This is a genomic window from Streptomyces sp. NPDC056061 (assembly GCF_042266885.1).
GTDB lineage: Bacteria > Actinomycetota > Actinomycetes > Streptomycetales > Streptomycetaceae > Streptomyces.
In genome coordinates, this window is record NZ_JBHJWQ010000013.1 from 74693 (window position 1) to 96886 (window position 22194).

The following is a 22194-nucleotide window of genomic DNA, read 5'->3' on the forward strand; positions in this document are numbered from 1 at the left end:
GCGGGGACGGTGAGCACCGTACGATGGCGCGGTGCTGGTCAAGTGGATTCGTTGCACCGTGGTGGACCGACGAGGGTTTGAACGGGAACAACGAAAGTGGGCGAGGCTGCTGGGAGAGCCGGGATTCAGGGGACAGGGCGGCGGGTGGAGCCGAGGGCATCCCGACGTGGCCCATGTCTTCGCGTTCTGGGAGAACCGTGTCTTCTACGACTCGTTCATGGCGCGCGCACACGACCAGCAGGCGGCAGCGCAGGCCGGCACGTACAGCAGCATCCAGGTCAAGCTGTTCGAGTACCGCTTCGACGTGAAGACCGGTTTCGAGCCGCGCTTCACGGACGCCGATGTCGTCAGGGTGGCCCACAGCAAGGTGCACGAGGACCGGGTCGAACACTTCGCGCTGATGCAGGAACGGGTGTGGAATCCGGCGATGGCCGGTTCGCCGGGCATGCTGCGGGGGGTCTTCGGGGAGGCGCCGGGGAACGAGTTCCTCGTGTTGTCGATGTGGCAGTCGAGTGCCGAGCGCGGCAAGTACCGTGCGGGCAGCATCGAGCGGTTGACGGAGCGGACCGGAATCGAGGACGACGTGGCGGCGGTGGCGGGCGACGTCGTTCGGCTCGAACCGTCCTGGACGGTGTGACCGGCTGGGACCGCAGTCCGGTCACACCGCCCCGGCCGACGTCGGCGGAATGTCGAAGACGCCTGCCCGGGCGGCGGCCAGCGCCATGTCGGCGGCCTGGTCGGCCTGCTGTTCGCCGACGGGTTCGCGCGTGATGAACAGCTTCAGGAACAGCGGCGAGACCACCGCCCTGACCAGGGCCCCGGCATCCGGATTCCGGTCCAGTTCCCGACGGGCGACGGCACGCGCGACGATGACCTCGCACCGGGCGAACCTTTCCTCGTAGAACGCGCGCAGTGCGTCGGCGGCGCGCTCGGACTGGAACGCGGCCGCGATGACCGCGGTCGGCGCGGCCGCCGCGGCCGCGTCGGTGAACGTGGCGGCGGTCATGCGCGCGAGGGCGCGCAGGTCGCCCTCGATGCTTCCGGTGTCCGGCGGTGTCCAGCTGTCCTCGCCGGCCAGGTCCAGGGCGTCCACGAGCAGCCCTTCGAGGTTTCCCCAGCGCCGGTAGAGCGTCGTTCTGTGGATGCCGGAGCGTTCCGCGACGTATTCGACGGACAGCCCCGGATAGCCCAGTTCGACCAGGCCGCCGAGGACGGCGTCGCGGACTGCGGCCCGGGTGCGGGCCGTCCGGCCGCCCGGCCGCCGCGTACCCGGGGCGGTGGCGGGCGATGGTGCGTCCGCCTGCTGCGCGTTCCTCCCCAGTGCCGGCGCGGTCTCGTCCCGCTCCATGCCGGAATCACCTCTCGTTCATTCAATTGCGACGTCTGTTGCGTTAGTGCGATCCAGTGTGCCACACTCGCCTTAATGCGATGATGGTTGCGTTTGAGGTTGATCGTGGTTCGTCCGGGTCTTCCGGGGTTCCCGCACCGGTCGTCGCAGGTGTCGATGCCGTTGACGTCCGTCGGCCGTACGAGTCCGGAGGTGCCCATGCCCACGCAGATCTCACTCCATGACGTGACAGTGACGCGCGGTGACAGGTTGTTGTTCGACGATGTGTCGCTGACCGTGCGCCCCGGCGAACGGATCGGCATCGTGGGGGAGAACGGGGCGGGCAAGACCACTCTCCTCCGCCTTCTCGCCGGTCTCGACAAGCCCGATTCCGGCGGCTCGTTCACGGCTGCGGACGGCGGCACGGCACTCCTTGACCAGACACCGGAGCTGCCGCCCGACAGTACGGTCCAGAACGTCATCGACGACGCGCTGTCGGAGCTGCGCGCCATCGAGCGGAAGCTGAGAAGCGCCGAGACGGAACTGCACACGGCGGACGGCACCGCGCTCGCCGCCTACGGAGAACTGCTCACCGCGTTCGAGCTGCGCGGGGGCTACGAGGCGGACGCGCGCGTCGACAAGGCGATGCACGGTCTCGGTCTGGCACACATCGGACCCGGCAGGGCGCGGGGAAGCCTTTCCGGCGGTGAGCAGGCCCGGCTCGCACTCGCCTGCCTGATCGCGTCGTCTCCCGAGGTGGTGCTGCTCGACGAACCCACCAACCATCTGGACGGAACCGCCCTCGACTGGCTGGAGGGCGCCCTGCTGTCCCACGTCGGCACGGTGGTCGCCGTGTCGCACGACCGGACGTTCCTGGAGCGCGTGGCCACAGCTGTTCTGGAGGTCGACGCCGATCGTCGGACGGTCGTCCGCCACGGGGGCGGGTACGCGGGATTCCTCCGCGAGCGGAGCGCCGTGCGGCAGCGCTGGGAGCAGTCCTACACGCAGTGGCGCGAGGAGACCGCGCAGCTGGAGGCGTACACGTCCACCACGGCTCGCACGGTCGCCGCGGACCGCGGCATCAAGGACAACAACAAGATGGCGTACGACCGGGCGGGAGGCCGGGTCCAGGCATCGGCGTCCGCGCGGATCCGCAATGCCCGCAAACGCCTGGAGCGACTGAGAGACCATCCTGTCCTTCGGCCGCCGGACCCGCTGCGCTTCGCGGCCCGCCCCGGAATCGGTGTGACCGACGGAGAACTGGTGTCGCTCACGGGTATACGGGTCGGCGACCGCTTCGCGGTCGACCGGCTCTCCGTCGCCGCGGGCGAGAGACTGCTCGTCCATGGCCCCAACGGGGCGGGGAAGTCCACTCTTCTCCGAGTCATGGCGGGCGTGCTCGAACCGGACGAGGGACGTGTGGTCCGGCGCGGCGGAATCGGATTTCTTGCGCAGGAGACACCGGTGCACCGACCGGAGGAGCGGGTGCTGGCGGCGTTCGGGCGGGGGCTGCCGCTGACCGACGACGAGAAGGAGGAACGGCTCCTCTCGTACGGGCTGTTCCGGCCCCGGGACCTCCACGTGCCCGTCGGGTCACTTTCCGCCGGGCAGCGCAGACGGCTCGCTCTCGCCCGACTGCTTGCCGACCCCGCGGACCTGCTGCTGCTCGACGAGCCGGCCAACCATCTGGCCCTCGGACTCGTACAGGAACTGGAGGAGGCACTGGACCACTGGCCGGGCGCCCTGGTGGTGGTCTCCCACGACCGGTCGCTGCGCAGCCGCTTCCGCGGCGACGTCCGCCGGATGGAGTCGGGACGGCTGCTCGACTGAACCGCGGCCTACCGGGCTGGCTGAACCACCGCCGACCGGGTCGGTTGAACCGCGGCCGACGGGGTCGTTGTCCGTCCGCACGCTGTTTGCTTGTCTGCCTGCTGTCCGTCTGCCCATCTGTCTGTCCGCCGGGCGGGCGGGTGGGCGGCGTCGGGCCCTCCTCCCGGTCCCGGCTCGGCCGCACGCACGGGGCATGGGCCTGTGCGGTGCGCCGCAGGGCGGAGGGGCGCCCATATGCGGAGCGCGAGCGGGAGTCCGGCAGATCGGAGTCGGGTGGATCAGGGGTCCGGTGGATGGGGGGTCCGGCGGGGCGGTGCCGGAGCTCTCACCTCGCGCCTGCCGGGGATTTCGGACACGCCGTAGGGTCGAACCATGGCACGACCGCAACGCATCGTCCTCGTCCGGCACGGGGAATCCGAGGGCAACGCAGACGACACGGTGTACGAGCGCCGGCCGGACCACGCGCTGAGGCTCACGTCGACGGGGCTTCGGCAGGCAAGGGAGACGGGGGTGCGGCTGCGCGAGATGTTCGGCACGGAACGGGTCAGCGTATACGTCTCGCCCTACCGCCGCACGCACGAGACGTTCCGGTCGCTCGGACTGGACCTGGAGCGGGTACGGGTCAGGGAGGAGCCGCGACTGCGCGAGCAGGACTGGGGAAACTGGCAGGACCAGGACGACGTGCGGCTGCAGAAGGAGTACCGGGACGCCTACGGCCACTTCTTCTACCGCTTCGCGCAGGGGGAGTCCGGGGCCGACGTGTACGACCGGGTCGGAGCCTTCCTGGAGAGTCTCTACCGCAGTTTCGAAGCCCCCGACCACCCGCCGAACGTCCTGCTGGTCACGCACGGACTGACCATGCGTCTGTTCTGCATGCGCTGGTTCCACTGGTCCGTCGCCGAGTTCGAGTCGCTGTCCAATCCCGGCAACGGGGAGACCCGGACGCTGACACTCGGGGAGGACGGGCGCTACACCCTTGACCGGCCGTTCGACCGCTGGCGAACCCCCGAGCCGTACGGCATCACCGGATAGAGTGGAAGGGCGATGACGACCGCAGACGCAGTTTTTGATCAACGCTTCGAACGTGCCCTGGCCAGCCTGCGCGGACTGGCAGTGGGGGACGCACTGGGATCCCAGTTCTTCGTGCCCGTCAACTATCCCCTCCTGAAGCTTCGTGGACTGCCGCCCGGCCCCTGGCCGTGGACGGACGACACCGAGATGGCCTCGTCGGTACTGGCCGTTCTCGCGGTGCACGGGCGGATCGACCAGGACGCGCTGGCTCATTCCTTCGCGACGCACCACGACTTCGACCGGGGCTACGGTCCGGCCGTCAACCGGCTGCTCAGGTTGGTGCGCGAAGGCGGCGACTGGCGGGAACTGGCCTCCGCACTGTTCAGGGGGCAGGGCTCCTGGGGCAACGGCTCGTCGATGCGCATCGCCCCGCTCGGGGCCTGGTACGCCGACGACCCGGAGCAGGCCACGCACCAGGCCGAGATCTCCTCGTACACCACGCACCAGCACCGGGAAGCGGTCGTGGGCGCGATGGCCGTCGCGGCCGCTGCCTCGCTGGCTGCGGCGAGTGCCGGGCCGCCCACCCCGGAGGAGCTCCTCGACGGCGTGATCGCTCTCGTGCCGCGCAGCGCGGTCGGTGCCGGACTGCGCCGGGCACGCGACATGCTCGACTACGACGACGCGGGGACGGTCGCCGCGGTGCTCGGCAACGGACGGCGTACCAGCGCGCACGACACCGTCCCCTTCGCACTCTGGTCCGCGGCACGCAATCTCGGCGATTTCGAGCAGGCATTCTGGAACACGGCCGCGGCGGGCGGGGACGTCGACACCACCTGCGCGATCGTCGGCGGGATCGTCGCCTCGCACCGGGCCGGCACGCCGCCCGCCGACTGGTCGGCGCGGACGGAGCAACTTCCAAACTGGCTCCCGTGCCGTCCGGCCTGAGGACACCGCCCGGCGCGACGTGGGCCGGTTCGTGCGACCAACGGCCGGAGGAGCAAGAGGGAGTGGGCTCCGGATGCCCTGCGACCTTGTCTCCCGCGTTGTCGCCGGTCGCGCGGTTCCCCACGTTCCCGGCTCCGCTCGAACAGCGGAGGCCGCATCCGCCCCGTCACCCCCACTTCCTCCTCCGCCTCGGGTGCGAAGACGCGTGACGCCGCTCGCCGCCCACCGATCCACCCCCTCCTGCGCCCCGGGCCGAAAGCGGTGGTGCGGCCGGGCGGCTCGGCGGAGGCGGTCCGTCCGTCTGTCACGGACCCGCCACAGCACCCCCTCGTACGCATGGGGAGGAGGAGCGGGCAGCTGGCCTTTCGGCCGCTGCCCCCGTTGATCGTCCCGGCGGGCGTGCACCGAAATGAGAAGCCGAGGAGTGCCCGTGCCGCCCGGCGGCGGTGCGCGGACCTCGGTGAGCGAGGGGTCCCATGTCCGATCACGCGTCACAGACATCCCGGCCGGACGACAGCCCCGGCGGATCCGGGCCGCAGGGGAAGGCCACCGCACCGGGGGAGCCCGGACCGTCCGGGGCACCGTCGCCGGAGTCCGGTGGCGGCGTCGTTGCCGAACCTCCGAAGGTGCCGGCCTACGCCCGACGGAGCGTGCCGCAGCCCCCGGCCCGGCCCCGACGGACCGGCGCCGGTCCGTCCGCGGCCGAGCGGCTGCGTCCGGCCGAGCCCGGACCCGTCCGGGGCGCGGTCCTCGGCGCCGTTCTGGCCACTGCGGTGCTCAGCGCGCTGCTGCTGGGCGACGGCCTCGGCGTGAACCTGCTGATCGTCGCGGTCCCGGCGGCCCTCGCGGCCTTCTTCGCCGCACGCCCGGCCGGACGGCGCCTGCGCCCGTGGACGGCGGTCTGGTCGGTCGGCGGCCTGGCACTTCTCGTCGTACCGGCCCTGCGGGACGCCGGATGGCCGACCTTCCTCGCTGTCGTGTCGGCCGTCGCGCTGGGTTCGCTCGCCCTGCACGGCAGTCGCAGCCGGCTCGGGATGTTCCTCGGCTCGCTGGGACTGTTCAGCTCCGTCGCAGGCGCTCTGGCCTGGGGCGGACGGGGCGTGCGAGAGAGAATGGCGGGTTCCCGGGGCCGATGGGGCGTCGTGCTCCGCGGCACCGCCGTGGCGGCCGTCCTGCTCATCGTGTTCGGCACGCTGTTCGCGAGCGCCGACGCCGCCTTCGCCGATGTGCTCGGCAAGCTCGTCCCGGACGCCTCGCTGGGCGGCAGCCCCTGGCGGGTGCTGCTCTTCGCGGTCGGCCTGGTCGGGGCCCTCGCCGCCGCGTACGCCGCCGCCGCGCCGGTGCACTGGGACGGCATCACGGTCCGCCCCGGGAAGGCGCGCGCACGGCTGGAGTGGGCACTGCCGCTCATCGTGCTGAATCTGCTGTTCGCCGCCTTCGTCGCCGTCCAGCTCGCGGTGCTGCTCGGGGGTTACGACAAGGTGATGGCGTCGACCCACCTCAGCCACTCCGCGTACGCGCGGCAGGGTTTCTGGCAGCTCCTCTGGGCCGCGGTTCTGACCCTGCTGGTCATCGGACTCGCCCTGCGATCGGCTCCCCGGGGACGGGCCGGGGACCGCACGCTCGTGCGGGGCGTCCTCGGACCGCTGTGCCTGCTCACGCTCGTCGTCGTGGCGTCCGCGCTGCGGCGCATGGACCTGTACGTCGACGCGTACGGCCTGACACGGCTGCGTATCTCTGTGGCCGCGGTGGAACTCTGGCTGGGCGTCGTGCTCGTCCTGATCACGATGGTCGGCGCGTTCGGTCCGCGGCTGCTGCCGCGCGCCGTCGCCGCGAGCGCGGCCGTGGGCGTGCTCGCGTTAGGGCTCGTCTCGCCCGACGGGTTGATCGCGGAACAGAACGTCCAGCGCTACCGCGACGACCACGCGATCGGCGTCCGCTACCTCCGCGGCCTGTCCGCCGACGCCGTTCCGGCACTGGATACCCTGCGCGAACCACTGCGCTCCTGTGCCCTGGCGGAGATCGAACGCTCGCTGCGCACCTCGGACTCGCCCTGGTACGCCACGAGTCTGGGCGAGGCACGGGCCCGGGACATCCTGCGGAAGCGGGGGATTGAAGGCGCCGGAGAGCGCGTGCGAGGCCGTGCGCACGAGCGGCGTGGACGGCGATCGGGGCTACGAGGAATCCCGCGGCGACCTGGTTCCCGCCTCGCGCTGATCCGGAGGCGTCCGGGGCGGGACGGGGTCGTGCGCGCCGCCGTACCCGCCGCACCGGAGCGGCGTCGACGAACCCCCGCGCGGCCGCGGCGCCGGGGGTCCACGACGGTCGCGTCGCCGCACCTCGGCACGGCGCGGGCCCGGGGGCGGTCGTCAGGCGCCCCCGGGGTGTTGCCGACGTCCCCATCGGCGTACGCTGACAGGCGCCATGCCGTACGAACCACCCACGCATACCGTCGAGCGCTCATTGCGCGCCACGACCGGTGCCAAGATCGTCGCCGGTGTCGACGAGGTCGGACGCGGAGCATGGGCGGGACCGGTCACCGTGTGTGCGGCCGTCACCGGCCTCCGCAGACCTCCCGCCGGGCTCACCGACTCCAAGCTCATCAGCGCCAGGCGTCGCGCGGAGCTGGCCCCGTTGCTGGAGAACTGGGTCACCGAGTTCGCGGTGGGGGACGCCTCTCCGCAGGAGATCGACGACCTGGGAATGACAGCGGCACTGCGGCTCGCGGCGGTGCGCGCCCTGGAGGGCCTCCCGGTGCGGCCCGACGCGGTGATACTCGACGGCAAGCACGACTACCTGGGACAGCCCTGGCAGGTCCGCACCGTGATCAAGGGCGACCAGTCCTGTATCGCGGTCGCGGCGGCTTCGGTGATCGCGAAGGTCCGACGGGACGCGTTGATGGCCGAACTCGGCGCGGATTCCGGCGAGTACGCAGCATTCGACTTCGGTACCAATGCCGGCTATCCATCGCCCGTGCACAAGGCCGCTCTGGCGGAGCTGGGTCCCACACCCCACCACCGCCTCTCGTGGTCCTACCTCGACGGGCTGCCCAGGTGGCAGCACCTCAAGAAGGTCCGTATCTCCGCCGAGGCGGCCGCACTGGAAAGCGGGGGCCAACTCGGCTTCGACTTCTGACCACGCACACGCGCCCGTACGCCGATCCCTCACGGGTCGGCGCACGCACCGACAACCACCCATGCCTCTCATCCCGAGGAGCCTCAGATTCACGAGAGCGCCCAGGGTCCCCGCGCCACTCCGGCCGCAGGCCGCACCGCGTCGACCCCCCGTCCCGTACCCGGCCCGCGTTCAGCGGCCACGCCGCGCCCCGGTCGTCCGGGTCCCGGCCCCGCGCGGCCCGCGCCCCCCGCGCAGCGCCCGCAACCCACCTCCGGCGCGTCGCAGACGGCCCGTCAGGAGAATCGTTCCGCACCACAGATCCAGCTGATCCCCGCCTCGGCCGGTGGTGCGCTCGACGCCGCCGACGAGGCGGTGGACCTGCTGCTCGACTCCGGGCGGGCACCGGGCGACATCCTGGTGCTCACCACCGGTGACGACCACCCGTGGGCCGCGCACGAGCTGTCCTTCGGCGAGACCGCCTACTGGGCTCAGCACGAGGCCGGGGAGGACGTCTTCTTCGCCCGTGCCGAGGCCGCCGATCGGTTGAGGCCCCGTCCCGTGGTCGTCGTCGCGGTCAACGACGGCGGTGACGGCGTCGCCGCCGCGTTGTCCGGCGCCCGCGCGCGGGCGGGCGCCCTGATGATCGTGTGCGGCGATCCGGAGCGGATCAACGCGGTGCTCGGCGCCGGCGTCTGAGCCGACACGCAGGCGGTGGTGCCTCCGCTGTCCGACGGGCGGCCGGGGCACCACGGCCGTCGTTCAGCGTGCCGCCGTATGACGTGGTGTCCGGGCCGCTCCGCCGCCGCTGCGCACCGGCGGCGTTGGGCCGGAGCCGAGCACGGTGCCGGAGGGGGCGGGCGGCCCGGACACGGCACTGGGCCGCCGGCCGCCACGGCCCTCGCCCAGTACCCGCCAGCCGTCACGGGTCAGCGTGATGTACGCGCCGCATCGCAGGCCGTGCAGTGTGCAGGCGTCCCGCAGTCCCCACATCCACGCCCCGTCCTCCTCCGTCCAACGCGCGTCGCCCTCACGGCAGTAGAGCAGGACGGCGGTACGGACCGGGGTGCGGCGGCGGAGGTCGTGCGGTACGACCCGGCGCAGACGCGCCAGCAGGGCGTTGCGGAACTCCCAGCCGTCGGCGGCCGTGGTACCGCGGGCGAACGAGGCACTGGCGACGAGGCGTTCCTCGTGATCCAGCACGGCGACCACGGCGGTTTCCGGTGCCGGCCGGTGCCGGGCGCACAGCCCGCCGACGACCTCGCGGGGGCTGCGCAGCAGGGGGATACCCGCCTCGGCCCACTCGGCCGGTTCGAGCATTCTGGCAAGGCGGTTGGCGGGGACGGCGGACGCGGTCGGCGCCGACACCGAGGTGGTCGCGGACGGGATGAATCCGAAGGTCACGGTCCTCCCTTCGCATACGCGCCCACGAGGCGGGCAGGGACGAGTGGGGGCGCGCCGGGGCACAGGTGTTCCCCGCGGGGGAACGGCTGTGCGGGAAGCGAGTCCAATTCTTCCTGGCACATCGGCGGGCGGCAACGAGCAATCGGCTCGGCCGACGGGAATGTACGGGAATGACTCCGATATCCCTGCCCACCTCCAGCCCGGGTGGCGCATTCCGTCCCGTGCGGACGGTGAGGACCATGCGAACGGTGAGGACCAGCGGAAACATCCCTTGCGCACCGGCCGCGGCCGCGCCCGCGCGGCCGGGACCGGGAACTCTCGTACGCCGTCACGGCCCTCGGGTCCGGCCGGGCCGGGCGCGGCCCGGGGGTGGCACCGGTCGGGTGCCCGGCGGCGCGGGGACGCGAGCGCGGCGTCACACTGGGTGAGCTGGCCGTCGGTCCCCCGCATCAGGTTGCATGGGGGCATGGACACCCAGGACCTCCGCGCCGAAGCCGATGCCGTTCTCGCCGAACTCGTCGGCGCCCCGGGAGGCTCGGCGCAGCTGCGGGAAGACCAGTGGCAGGCCGTGGCGGCTCTGGTGCGGGAACGTCGGCGTGCGCTGGTCGTGCAGCGCACCGGCTGGGGCAAGTCGGCGGTGTACTTCGTCGCCACGGCCCTGTTGCGGCGGCGTGGGTCGGGGCCGACGGTCATCGTCTCGCCGCTGCTGGCGCTGATGCGCAACCAGGTCGAGGCGGCCGAACGGGCGGGCATCCGGGCGCGCACCATCAACTCGGCGAACCCGGAGGAATGGGGGGCCATCTACGAGGAGGTCGAGCGCGGGGGGACCGACGTCCTCCTGGTGAGTCCGGAACGGCTCAACTCCGTGGACTTCCGCGAGCAGGTGCTCCCGAAGCTCGCGGCCACGACCGGTCTGCTGGTGGTCGACGAGGCGCACTGCATCTCCGACTGGGGCCACGACTTCCGCCCGGACTACCGTCGCCTGCGATCGATGCTCGGCGACCTCGCGCCCGGCGTGCCGGTGCTGGCCACCACGGCGACCGCCAACGCGCGGGTCACCGCGGATGTCGCCGAGCAACTGGGAACCGGCGCCGGTGAGGCCCTGGTGCTGCGCGGCTCGCTGGAGCGGGAGAGCCTGCGGCTCGGCGTGGTCAGGCTGCCCGACGCCGCGCACCGGCTCGCCTGGCTGGCCGAGCACCTGAACGAGGTGCCCGGGTCCGGGATCATCTACACCCTCACCGTCGCCGCCGCCGAGGAGGCCACCGCGTTCCTGCGGCAGCGGGGCTTCGACGTGGCCCCCTACACCGGCCGGACGGAGAACGCCGACCGGCTCCAGGCCGAGGCCGACCTCCAGGGGAACCGGGTCAAGGCGCTGGTGGCGACCTCCGCGCTGGGCATGGGATTCGACAAGCCGGACCTGGGCTTCGTGATCCACCTCGGCTCCCCGTCCTCCCCGATCGCTTACTACCAGCAGGTCGGCCGCGCCGGCCGGGGCGTGGAGCACGCCGAGGTGCTGATGCTGCCCGGCAAGGAGGACGAGGCGATCTGGCGCTACTTCGCCGACACGGCCTTCCCGCCCGAGGCGCAGGTCCGGCAGACCCTCGCCGCCCTCGCCGACGCGGCACGGCCGATGTCCGTACCGGCGCTGGAAGCGGCGGTGGACCTCCGCCGCACCCGGCTGGAGACGATGCTCAAGGTCCTCGACGTGGACGGCGCGGTCCGCCGGGTGAAGGGCGGCTGGGAGAGCACCGGACGGCCCTGGACGTACGACACGGAACGGTATGCGTGGGTGGCCCGGCAGCGGGCGGCCGAGCGACAGGCGATGCGCGACTACGTCGACACGGACGGGTGCCGGATGGAGTTCCTCCGCCGACAGCTGGACGACGAGGGCGCGGCCCCGTGCGGCCGGTGCGACAACTGCGCCGGTGCCTGGATCGATTTCTCGGTCTCGACGGAGGCGCTGGCAGGGGCGGCCGAGGAACTGGACCGTCCGGGCGTGGAGATCGACCCGCGCCGTATGTGGCCCACGGGCATGCCGGCCCTGGGCATCGGCCTCAAGGGACGGATCCCGGCGGGTGAGCAGTGCGCCACCGGACGCGCCCTCGGACGTCTCTCGGACATCGGCTGGGGCAACCGGCTGCGCCCCCTGCTCGCCGAGAACGCACCCGACGGCCCGGTCCCCGACGACGTCCTGAAAGCCGCGGTGGCCGTCCTCGCCGACTGGGCGCGCTCCCCGGGCGGCTGGGCCCCGGACGCGCCGGACGCCTCCGCTCGGCCGGTGGGAGTCGTCGCGGTACCGTCCCTGACCCGTCCGCGGCTTGTCGGTTCCCTCGCCGAGGGCATCGCGGGCGTCGGCCGCCTTCCCCTGCTGGGAAGCCTGGCGTACACCGGGCCGGACGGTGCGCACGCGGCGCGGCGCAGCAACTCCGCCCAACGGCTCAGGGCGCTCTGTGGCGCCTTCACCGTCCCGGAGGAGCTGGCCGGTGCCCTGGCCCGTACCCGTGGACCGGTCCTGCTCGTGGACGACCGCACCGACTCCGGCTGGACCCTCGCGGTCGCCGCCCGCATGCTCCGTCGGGCCGGTGCCGAGCGCGTGCTTCCGTTGGTCCTCGCCGCGGCGGGCTGAACCGCCCCGCCCGCCGTCAGCGGACGGGCAGCGGCGCACCGGGGAGCCGGTGCGCCGGTGCCCGAGCCGGTGTCGGCCTTTGACACGCCTGCCGTGCCGTGGGTGCTGTCCGCGAAGACCCCCGACGCGTTGCGCTCCCAGGCACGCCGACTGCATGTTTTCGCCACCCGGGACACCGGACCCGGACCGCTCGACGTGGCATTGTCGCTCGCCACCACCCGCGCCGCGATGGAGCACCGCGCCCTGATCGTCGGCCGGGACCGTGAAGAGCTTCTGGACGCCTTGGACGCGCTGGCGAACGGCACCGAGAACTGCAACGTCGTCATTGGGACCGCGGGCGAGACCGGCAGGACGGTGTTCGTCTTCCCCGGGCAGGGCAGCCAATGGCCCGAGATGGCCAGGGAACTGCCCGACACCTCCGATGTGTTCGCCGAGCGGATCGCCGAATGCGCCAAGGCGCTGGAGCCGTACATCGACTGGTCGTTGGAGGATGTGCTGCGCGGCGCGGAGGGAGCGGCGCCGCTGGAACGGCTCGACGTGGTGCAGCCCGTGTTGTTCATGGTCATGGTCTTGCTGACCGGCCTGTGGCGTGCGCACGGTGTGGAACCCGCGGCCGTCGTCGGACACTCTCAGGGCGAGGTCGCCCGCCGCGTGTGTTGCGGGAGCACTGTCGTTGGACGATGCCGCCCGAGTGGTCGCCCTGCGCAGCATTATCGGCCTCGAGCTGCAGGGCGCCGGCGGCGTGGGCGCCGTCGGACTGCCGCGGGAGAACGTCGAGGCACGCCTGGAGCAGTGGGGCGGCAGGCTGTCGATCGCGGTGGAGAACGGCCCCAGTTCGGTGCTGGTCGCGGGGGACCGGGACGCGCTCGGAGAACTCATCGAGCAATGCCGGACGGAAGGCGCGCGCACCAAACGATTCCCCACGGACTTCGCCTCGCACTCGGCATCAGGTGGAGGCCGTGGACACCGATCGCACTCACCCGACCCGAAGAGCCGCTGCGCTTCGCGGAGGCGGGAGACCAGGAGGGCATTCCGGTGGGGGCCGGGGCCGCCGACGCCGTCGTTGTATGCCTGGAGTCGCACGACACGGACGACCCCGTCACCGCCACGCACGCGGCCACGCATCGCGTGCTGTCGCTGGTCCGTTCGTGGCTCGCCGACGACTCGCTCGTCGACACACCACTGCTCGTCCTGACGAAGGGAGCGGTGGCACCCGTACCCGGCGAAGGCATCCACGATCTCGGAGCGGCAGCCGCATGGGGCCAGATCCGCTCGGCCCAGTCGGAGAACCCGGGCCGGTTCGTACTCGTGGACTCCGCCCGGACCGACGACCATCCCTCGCCCGAGGCACTGTCCGCGAGCGTCTTCTCCGACGAGCCCCAGATGGCCCTTCGCGCGGGCAGGACGCTGCTGCCGCGTCTGTGACGGGTACCTCGGACGGCTGCGGGGGCGCCCTCCGGAACCTGGGACCCCGAGGGCACGGTGCTCATCACCGGCGGTACCGGCATCCTGGGCGGCCTGTTCGCCCGCCACCTCGTCGCCGAGCACGGTGTCACCCGGCTGCTGCTCACCAGCCGCCGGGGCCCCGACTCGCCGGGCGCTGCGGAGCTCACGGCAGAAATTGCCGCACTGGGCGCCGAGGCCGTCGCCGCCTGCGACGCCGCCGATCGGGACGCGCTCGCCCGCCTGCTGGCCGCGATACCGCACGACCGCCCGCTGACCGGTGTGGTGCACGCAGCGGGCACGCTGGACGACGGACTGATCACGACGATGACCCCGGAACGCCTGGACGGAGTGCTGCGGCCGAAGGTCGACGCGGCGTGGCACCTGCACGAACTCACCCGTGACCTGGGCCTGTCCGCGTTCGTGTTGTTCTCCTCCCTCGCGGGTGTCATCGGCGGTGTCGGCCAGTCCAGTTACGCGGCGGCCAACACCTTCCTGGACGTACTCGCCGAGTACCGGGCCGGTCTCGGCCTGGCCGCGACCTCCGTCGCCAGGGGACTGTGGGCACGAACCGGCACCACGGGTGATCTGTCGTCGGCTGATCTGGAACGCATCGCCCGGGCCGGATACCCGCCCATCGCCTCCGAGCACGGCCCGGCGATGCCGGACGTCGCGCTCGGCCTCGACCGGGCGACCGCCGTCGCGACCCCCCTGAACATCGAGACCCTGCGCGAACAGCCGCGTCAGGTTCCCGCGGTGCTCGGTTCGCTGGTGCGCGTACCTTCGCGTGCCGTCGCCCGGAACAGCGATGTCCCGGTCGGCTCCCTGGCCCGGGACCTCAGCGGTCTGCCGGAGGAGGAACAGCGCGGCCGGGTGCTCGACCTCGTGCGGGCGGAAGCCGGAGTGGTGCTCGGCCACCCGGCACCGGACACCATCGGCGAACAACGGCCCTTCGCGGAACTGGGCTTCGACTCGCTGACCGCCGTCGAGCTGCGGAACCGGCTGGGCGCGGTGACCGGGCTGAGGCTGCCGACCACGCTCGTCTTCGACCACGCCACCCCGGCCGGTCTCACCGCTTACCTGTGGACCGAACTGGTGGGGCGGACGGACACCGACGACGGGCCGGCCGAGAGGCCCGCGGTCGACTTCGCGGCGGAGATCCGCCTTGCCGACGACATCGGTCCGGCCACCGAGGTGCACCGTGTCGTCGAGCACCCCATGGAGGTCTTCCTCACCGGCGCCACCGGATTCCTTGGCGCGTACCTGCTGCGCGACTTGATGCGGACCACCGACGCGACCGTGCACTGCCTGGTGCGCGGAGCCGACGAGGCCGAGGCGCTGGAACGGCTGCGGGCCAATCTCCGGTGGTACGGAATCTGGGACCAGATCGACGGCGAGCGGCTGTCGATCGTGGTGGGCGATCTCGGTCTGCCGGCCCTCGGGCTCGCTCCCGAGCGCTTCGACGAACTGGCCCGAACGGTGGACGCGGTCTACCACCCGGGAGCCATGGTCAACTGGGTCCAGCCGTACGCGACGATCAAGGCGGCCAATGTGTCGGGCGCTGAGGAGGTCCTCCGGCCGGCCGCCCGCCATCGCACCGTTCCCGTGCACTACGTGTCCACCCTCGGTGTGTACGTCGGGCGGGACACCGGTGGTACGGGCATCAAGGTCACCGATCCCAGCGGTCCCGGTGAAACCCTGCCGACCGGCTACACACAGAGCAAGTGGGTGGCGGAACAGATCACCGAGCTGGCCCGGGACAGGGCACTGCCGGTCTCCGTCTACCGGGTCGACCTCATCGCCGGGAACCACCGGAGCGGGGCCTGCCAGACCCGTGACTTCGTGTGGCTGAGCCTGAAGGGCCTGCTCCAGGCCGCAGCGGTGCCGGGTGACATCCCGGTACGGTTCCGTCTGATGCCGGTCGACTACGCGAGCGCCGCGATCCTGCACATCTCCCGGCAGACCGGGAACGACGGCAGGACGTTCCACGTGTGCGGCCACACGGATCTGGCCCTGGGCGCCGTGGTGGAGGAACTGAGGGCCCACGGGTACACGCTCGACGAACTGAACTGGGACGGCTGGCGCGAACGCGTGACGGCAGACCCGGAGAACGCGGTGGTCCCGCTCCTCGACGCGTTCGAGGTGATGGCAGCCGCTCCGGACGCCTTCTACCCGCCGATCGACGACCGCGAAACGGTCGAGGCGCTGGCGGGCAGCGGAATCAAGTGCCCGGAAGCGACCTGCGAGCTGTTCAACGAACACGTCGACTTCTTTGTGCGGAAGGGGTACTTCCCGGCGAAGTAGGCAGAGCAAGGGGACGGCATGGAACGGCCGCGACCGTTTCTCGCGGATCACCTCGCCGCCGACCGGACATGGTTGGCGGCGAGGTGGAATCCGGTGAGGCGGGCGGTGGCCTGCGCGCGGTGACGCGTCGGTGCGTGGGAAACCGCCGCGGGGCCCGGTGGTGCGACGGGGCGTCCGCACCGGATGGTCGCAGCGACCCGGCGGAGGCAGGGCGTTGTCCGGCCACGAGGCTTTCCGGCATGAGTGCCGCGGGCCCGGACACCGGTCCGGGCGGTGATCACGTTTCGGCCGCGCGGCGACATTCGTCATGGTGAGGCGGTCGCGATGCGTCCACCACCGCACGGGTAACGGCGCCGTGGCGACGTAGCGCGTCGCGGTCCTGTTCCGGCCCTCGCGCCGGACGAGGGAGTGCTGTTGTCGTCGTCGACGAGCACCCCGACGGGCATCACCCCGGTCCTTCCGCGGGTGTGTGGTACCGCAGGCGCATTCGCCCCGTCGGGCAATCGAGAGGTGGGCCGAAGCCCTGAACACTGCGTGGTTTGCATGGGTCATGCACCCCATGCAAACCGATGACCGGGGCGGACCGCGAGCGAGCCGCGGTGCCTGTGGATAAAGTTATCCACAGGGGTCGCGGAATCGGGCCGTTCGCGGGACGGTCTTGGACATGAACCAGCACCACGAATCCACCGGTCCGGTCGACGAGCAGCAGATCACCCTGCGAGGGCCTGCCGACCTCGCCGACGCCCTTCCGTACCTCATGGGGTTCCATCCGAACGACAGTGTTGTCATGGTCGCCCTGCATGGCGGACGCGGCCGATTCGGCGGGCGGCTGAGGCTTGGCATCCCGCAGTCGCCCCGCGAATGGCCGTCCGTCGCCGGGCAGCTCGCCGAATGCCTGATCAAGGGAAGCGAGCGACGCGGCGAACGCCCCGACGCGATCGTCGTGTTCCTCTGCCAGGACCCGGCCGAGGGTGAGAACGGCAACCAGATCATGGAGCGCCTGCGGCCTCTCGCACAGCATCTGCGTACGGCCTGCGGTGCGTTCGACGTGCCCGTGCTCGAAGCGCTCTGCATCTCCGACGGCCGGTATTGGTCGTACTGCTGCCCGGACAAGCGCTGCTGCCCGACCGAAGGAAACCCGATGGTGATGCCGGGGACATCGGTGATGGCGGCCGCCGCCGCGTATGCGGGCATTCAAGTGCGCGGCACACTGCGGGAGATGGAGGCCAGGCTCGCACCGCCCAGCACGTCGGCGGCGGACGGGCAGCAGCGCGCATTCGACTCCGTCGGTGCCGAGTTGATCCCGAAGCTCCTCGACGAGACGGGACGCGCGGAGGTGTCCCGTCAGACCCTCGGACTTGCCGGAAGGCTCATGAAGCGCCTCGCGGAGACACCGGTGACGACACCCTCGCTGTCGGACATCAACGACGACCGGTTGATCAGCCACGACGAGGCCGCCGAGATGATTCTCGGCCTGCAGGACCGGGAAACACGCGACAGGGCGGCGGAGTGGATGGAAGGGCCCGAAGCCGAGGCGGCACTGCGGCTCTGGCGCGTACTCTCCCGGCGCTGCGTGGCACCGTACGAGGAGCACGCCGCCGCGCCGCTCACTCTGGCCGGCTGGGTTTCCTGGTCGACGGGGGACGAACCCGGTGCGCGGGTCGCGCTCGGCCTCGCGCTGAAGGCGGATTCCCAGTACACCTTTGCCCAACTTCTTCATGAGGCGTGCAATCAGGGCCTCGACCCGGAAACGCTGCGCCGCTGCCTCAGGGGAGAGCGCAGTGCCAGGATGAACCGACCGGACCACTCCACGGAACACGCCACGCGCCACCCGGCGGAACACGGCACACGCCATCCGTCGGTACGGCGCTCCCGGCAGCACGCCCTGCACCGGACCAACGCTCGGCGGAAGAAGGCACCACAGAGCCCCGTACGCCCGGGGGCGGTGCCCGGTCGGCGTGGCACAGGGCGGACGCCCGGCCGTCGCGGGTCCAGGAGCGGCCGATGACACTTCCGTCTCCACGGTGCCGTCCCACCACGTGTGACCCGCCCTGTCCCGCGGCGCCGCCCGGCCCCGGGCGCGGGAGGACTCCGACACCCATGTCCGTGACCGGGCCGGGACCGCCGTTCCGTCCTCGCAGCGGCTCCGGACGTGCCGGCGGGACCATCCGCCCGTGCCGGGCCTGCGGACGGTCCCGAGCGCTCCGGGCGGGCGGATGCCGGGAGCGCGGATCACCGCGCACACGGAACGGAAACGGAGCGGCGGGGCACAACGCGGGGCACGACAACGGCAGTCAGTCCCGAGAAGCACGGCGTACGGAGTGTTTATCGTCAGGGAGACGACTATGATCAGCGCATGCCGCCCTACGACCCGTCGACCTTCCCGCCCTTCGCAGTCACCGTCGACCTGGTTGTGCTCACGGTGCGCCGCCACGCACTCTGCGCGCTCGTGGTACGCCGTGGCGAGCCGCCCTATCAGGGCCGATGGGCACTACCCGGCGGATTCGTCAAGGAGGACGAGGACCTCGGAGCCGCCGCAGCGCGCGAACTGGTGGAGGAGACCGGCCTGTGTGCCCAGGACCCGGCAGCACCGGCCGTCGGCAACGGCGCGCATCTTGAGCAGCTCGCCACGTACGGGGATCCCGGGCGCGATCCGCGTATGAGGGTGGTCAGCGTCGCCCACCTGGCGCTGGCCCCCGATCTGCCGGCCCCCCGGGCGGGTGGCGACGCGAACAGCGCCCGCTGGGCGCCCGTGGAGGATTTGCTCGGGCCGGAGGGTGCGACAGGCCGCGAGGGCGTGAGCCAGACCGCGCTGGCCTTCGATCACGCGCGGATCCTCGCCGACGGTGTCGAACGCGCACGGTCCAAGATCGAGTACTCCTCTCTGGCCACCGCTTTCTGCCCGCCGGAGTTCACCGTCGGTGAGCTCCGGCGGGTGTACGAGGCGGTGTGGGGTGTGGTCCTCGATCCCCGCAATTTTCACCGCAAGGTGACCGGCACCCCAGGTTTTCTGGTGCCCGCCGGGGGGACGACCACTCGGCAGGGGGGTCGCCCCGCCCAGCTCTTCCGGGCCGGTGCCGCGACGGTGCTCAACCCGCCGATGCTGAGACCGGAAGTCTGACCTCGCGGAACGCCCGGCCAGGGGAGCTGCGCGAAAAGTCGGATATGTCGCGTTATCTTGCTGGAGCACCCAGCCCTGCCGCCGAGCGGTCTCACCTCCCGCGAGAGAAGCGATGCTCCAGGTCATCGGACTCACCAGCGCCCCTCGACGCGGCCGACCGGTCGCCGTGGACGATCTCACCTTCGATGCCCCGTCCGGCCATGTCACTGCCCTTCTGGGGGCGACCGGGTCGGGCAAGACCGCGGCGCTCCGCCTGATGCTCGAACTCGATTCGGGGCGCGGCGTGACCTATTTCCGGGGCAGGCCGCTTCACCGCATCCCGAACCCCGCGCGTGAGGTGGGTGTTCTCCTCGGGGACGTTCCCGGGCACCCGGCCCGTACCGTCCGTGGTCAGCTCCGCATGCTCTGCGCCGCGGCAGGCGTGTCGGCCTCCCGGGCCGATGAACTTCTGGAGACCGTCGGTCTGGGGGGACTCCGGGACCAGCGCATCGGCACGCTCTCGCCGGGCATGGACCGCATGCTCGCGTTCGCTTCGGCGCTGCTCGGTGACCCGCACACGCTCGTCCTGGACGATCCCGCGGACGGTCTCTCCCCGCGTGAGGAGCAGCGGGTGCGCGGGCTGATGAAGGACCGGGCGGCGCAGGGCGGGACAGTCCTCTGCACCACGACCGATCCCAGGGAGGCCGTCCGGATCGCCGACCGGGTGGTCACTATCGACGGTGGGCGGCTCGTCGCCGACCAGAGCGTCGGCGACTTCTCGCGAACCCGCCTCCGTGCCCGGGTCGCGGTCCGCAGTCCGCACGCCGCTCGTCTCGCCTCCGTCGTCAGCCGCGAGGCCCGGGCGGCGAGGCGTTCGGTCGAGGTGGTCGCCGAGGCGGGCGGCCGGCTCTCTGTGCACGGAGCCACCTGCGCCGAGATCGGTGACACGGCCTTCCGTCACAGCCTTCCCGTGCACCGCCTCACGGACGAGGTTGTCGACGCCGGTCACACGGGCTCGTGCGGCGAGGTCGCCGGCACCGGTCCGGTGGATCCCGGTGCCGAGCCCGCCGTCGGCCGATCGGCGGGACGGGGGGCCGGTCCGACCGGCCGGGCAACCGGTGCGCCGGCCACTCTGTCGATCCGGCGCCGTCCGCCGCGCGGTCCGTTCCACCCCCTGCGCTACGAACTGCGCCGCCTCCTCGGCGTCAGAACAACACCGCTGGTCGCGTCCTTCGTTATGGCCGTCTCGGTCGCACTCTCCCTTCTTCTCGCCCGCTCGGACTACACCCAGTTGCCCAGGGCGTTGGCGGCCTGGCCGTCGTTGCTGCCGCTGCCGCCCGCGGCGATGGGGGCAGGGCTGCTGGGCGCGCTCTCGTTCGGTGACGAGTTCCGCTACCCGGCGCTCGCGACGGGTCGAGGCACCGTTCCGCGCCGCCTCGGGCTGCTTCTCGCCAAGCTGGTGGTGTCAGCGGGGGCTGCCCTGGTGCTCGGGGTGACCGCGGTGCTGGCCTCCGCTGCGACCCTTCACCTCGTCCATGGTGGCGATTTGATGCGAATTCCGACCGATTTCCTGTTTCTGGGGGCAAGTTGGGCGGGGTTGACCGTGGGCAGTGCCTGGGCGGGGCTGCTGGGTGCAGGAGTCTTCCGGATGGCATCGGCCGGCGTCGCCGCCGTTCTCGCCGTGCCTGTGCTCGTCGTCCCGTTGGTCCGCGCGGCATCTGCAGGCGTCGAACCTCGTGCGGTGGCCGGGCTGCCGGACCGACTTCGCAGACTGGTGTGGCCGCACTGGCCGCACGAGGCGGACCGTTGGCTGGCGGGCGCCCTGCGCGTGGTGGCGCACCCGGTGGGGACCGCCTTGTCGTTGTCGCTGTCGGTTCTGGTCTGTGCGTACGCGTTCACCAGCCTTCGCGGCAGGGTCCGTTGGTGACTGTGTGGCGGCGTTGAGGCACGCACATCGCGGCAACTGCCTTGAAAATGCCTGGCTTGCGCCGATAAGGCGTCAATTGGGGGGTGGGTGCCGATCACCCTTTCGTGTGCTTTTCACCAAAGACCTCAAGGGGCGGCGGACCGGCGCCGACAAAGGATGCGTGAGTACCCTTGCGCACACCATGATGACCGCTGCCCGCTCCGCCGATTCCGGTCTCGCCGGCCCGGGTGAACTCGACCGCTACTCGTACGCGGAGGCGCCGGCCGGCGAGCGTGCCGCTCTGCGTTCCTGGGAGGGGTCCGACGTCGAGCTCGGCCGGGCGGGCCGACGGGGCTCGGCCAGTCGGGGACGCGGCCTCCACGGCCAACTCGTTCAGCAGCTGGGCCAGATGATCGTTTCCGGCGATCTGGGTGCCGATCGTCCCCTCGTGCCGGAGGAGATCGGTCAGCGCTTCGAGGTCTCCCGCACCGTCGTGCGCGAGTCGCTGCGTGTTCTCGAGGCCAAGGGCCTGGTCAGTGCCCGCCCCAATGTGGGAACCCGGGTCCGTCCGGTCAGTGACTGGAACCTGCTGGACCCCGACATCATCGAATGGCGCGCCTTCGGCCCGCAGCGTGAGGACCAGCGGCGCGAGCTGGGGGAGCTCCGATGGACCATCGAGCCGCTCGCGGCCCGACTCGCGGCGGGGCACGGTCGTGAGGATCTCCAGCAGCGTCTCGGTGACATGGTCGAGATCATGGGGCACGCGCTCGGTCAGGGCGACATGATCACCTGCTCCCGGGCCGACGCGGAGTTTCACTCCCTGCTCATCCAGGCCGCGGGCAATCGCATGCTGGAGCACCTGTCCGGCATCGTCGCGGCGGCCCTGCAGGTCTCGGGTGGTCCCGTCACCGGTTGTGACCGCCCCACCGAGGCGTCCCTCGGCCACCATGCCCGGATCGTCGACGCCCTTGCGTCCGGTGATGCGGCGGGCGCCGAGGCCGCCATGCGTCAACTGCTCGTCGTCCACCCCGAGGTGGAACGGGTCGTGCCCGCGCCCCGCGAGCACTGAACACGGCGCGGTCGGGGGTGCGAACCAGGTGTCGCCGGGCTCTGAGCGGCCCGGCGACATGAATGTGGCGGAATGGCACTCTTGGTCCCTTTCGTCGCCAATGAGGTGTGACTCG

15 protein-coding genes and 3 pseudogenes are annotated in these 22194 nt (G+C 71.8%); 16 read left to right on the forward strand and 2 right to left on the reverse strand.

All coding sequences use genetic code 11. The features are described 5' to 3' along the window. Positions 1–31 precede the first annotated feature (31 nt). Positions 32–637, forward strand: coding sequence for a DUF4937 domain-containing protein (locus ACFC79_RS19745; RefSeq protein WP_376241786.1), 606 nt, complete (start codon positions 32–34; stop codon positions 635–637). A 21-nt stretch (positions 638–658) separates the two neighbouring features. Here the strand turns inward: ACFC79_RS19745 and ACFC79_RS19750 are convergent, their stop codons facing one another. Beyond that, positions 659–1348: a TetR-like C-terminal domain-containing protein gene (locus ACFC79_RS19750; RefSeq protein ID WP_376241788.1), complete on the reverse strand. Its 690-nt coding sequence runs from the start codon at positions 1346–1348 to the stop codon at positions 659–661. Between the two features lie 198 nt (positions 1349–1546). Here ACFC79_RS19750 and ACFC79_RS19755 point away from each other — a divergent pair, with 198 nt between their 5' ends. The 6 genes and pseudogenes from ACFC79_RS19755 (at position 1547) to ACFC79_RS19780 (ending at position 8926) form a co-directional block, all read left to right on the forward strand. Then, on the forward strand, positions 1547–3157 hold the full coding sequence (locus ACFC79_RS19755) for an ABC-F family ATP-binding cassette domain-containing protein (protein ID WP_376241790.1): 1611 nt from the start codon (positions 1547–1549) through the stop codon (positions 3155–3157). A gap of 372 nt (positions 3158–3529) precedes the next feature. After that, positions 3530–4189, forward strand: coding sequence for a histidine phosphatase family protein (locus ACFC79_RS19760; RefSeq protein WP_376241792.1), 660 nt, complete (start codon positions 3530–3532; stop codon positions 4187–4189). A gap of 12 nt (positions 4190–4201) precedes the next feature. Then, positions 4202–5113, forward strand: coding sequence for an ADP-ribosylglycohydrolase family protein (locus tag ACFC79_RS19765; protein WP_376241794.1), 912 nt, complete (start codon positions 4202–4204; stop codon positions 5111–5113). A gap of 476 nt (positions 5114–5589) precedes the next feature. Further along, positions 5590–7287: pseudogene (locus tag ACFC79_RS19770) on the forward strand (DUF4153 domain-containing protein); the annotation flags it as partial. A 250-nt stretch (positions 7288–7537) separates the two neighbouring features. Then, positions 7538–8248, forward strand: coding sequence for a ribonuclease HII (locus ACFC79_RS19775; protein ID WP_376241796.1), 711 nt, complete (start codon positions 7538–7540; stop codon positions 8246–8248). 24 nt (positions 8249–8272) lie between these two features. Then, entirely contained in the window at positions 8273–8926 is a 654-nt protein-coding gene (locus tag ACFC79_RS19780; protein ID WP_376241947.1) for a hypothetical protein, read from the forward strand. Positions 8927–8989: 63 nt separating this feature from the next. Here the strand turns inward: ACFC79_RS19780 and ACFC79_RS19785 are convergent, their stop codons facing one another. Continuing rightward, positions 8990–9631 carry a hypothetical protein gene (locus ACFC79_RS19785; RefSeq protein ID WP_376241798.1) on the reverse strand — a complete coding sequence of 214 codons (642 nt, stop codon included), beginning with the start codon at positions 9629–9631 and terminating at the stop codon, positions 8990–8992. Between the two features lie 466 nt (positions 9632–10097). On the opposite strand from ACFC79_RS19785, the gene ACFC79_RS19790 reads away from it, so the two are divergent. The 9 genes and pseudogenes from ACFC79_RS19790 (at position 10098) to ACFC79_RS19830 (ending at position 22079) form a co-directional block, all read left to right on the forward strand. Then, the gene (locus ACFC79_RS19790) at positions 10098–12257 is read left to right on the forward strand and encodes a RecQ family ATP-dependent DNA helicase (RefSeq protein ID WP_376241800.1); all 2160 of its coding nucleotides are present in this window, start codon (positions 10098–10100) and stop codon (positions 12255–12257) included. 102 nt (positions 12258–12359) lie between these two features. Then, positions 12360–12890 (forward strand): annotated as a pseudogene (locus tag ACFC79_RS19795) (acyltransferase domain-containing protein); the annotation flags it as partial. 58 nt (positions 12891–12948) lie between these two features. Beyond that, positions 12949–13452: an acyltransferase domain-containing protein gene (locus ACFC79_RS19800; protein WP_376241949.1), complete on the forward strand. Its 504-nt coding sequence runs from the start codon at positions 12949–12951 to the stop codon at positions 13450–13452. Next, positions 13386–13682, forward strand: a pseudogene (locus tag ACFC79_RS19805) (polyketide synthase); the annotation flags it as partial. The gene ACFC79_RS19800 and the pseudogene ACFC79_RS19805, both read left to right, overlap by 67 nt. Positions 13683–13739: 57 nt before the next feature. Continuing rightward, positions 13740–16004: a thioester reductase domain-containing protein gene (locus tag ACFC79_RS19810; RefSeq protein ID WP_376241802.1), complete on the forward strand. Its 2265-nt coding sequence runs from the start codon at positions 13740–13742 to the stop codon at positions 16002–16004. Positions 16005–16668: 664 nt separating this feature from the next. Continuing rightward, positions 16669–18012: a DUF4192 domain-containing protein gene (locus ACFC79_RS19815; RefSeq protein ID WP_376241804.1), complete on the forward strand. Its 1344-nt coding sequence runs from the start codon at positions 16669–16671 to the stop codon at positions 18010–18012. A gap of 348 nt (positions 18013–18360) precedes the next feature. Beyond that, on the forward strand, positions 18361–19125 hold the full coding sequence (locus ACFC79_RS19820) for an NUDIX domain-containing protein (protein WP_376241806.1): 765 nt from the start codon (positions 18361–18363) through the stop codon (positions 19123–19125). A 112-nt stretch (positions 19126–19237) separates the two neighbouring features. Next, positions 19238–21031 (forward strand): ATP-binding cassette domain-containing protein, encoded by a 1794-nt coding sequence (locus tag ACFC79_RS19825; protein ID WP_376241807.1) that lies wholly within the window; start codon positions 19238–19240, stop codon positions 21029–21031. Positions 21032–21191: 160 nt separating this feature from the next. Beyond that, positions 21192–22079, forward strand: a complete 888-nt coding sequence (locus tag ACFC79_RS19830; protein WP_376241809.1) for a FadR/GntR family transcriptional regulator — start codon at positions 21192–21194, stop codon at positions 22077–22079. Positions 22080–22194: the final 115 nt, after the last annotated feature.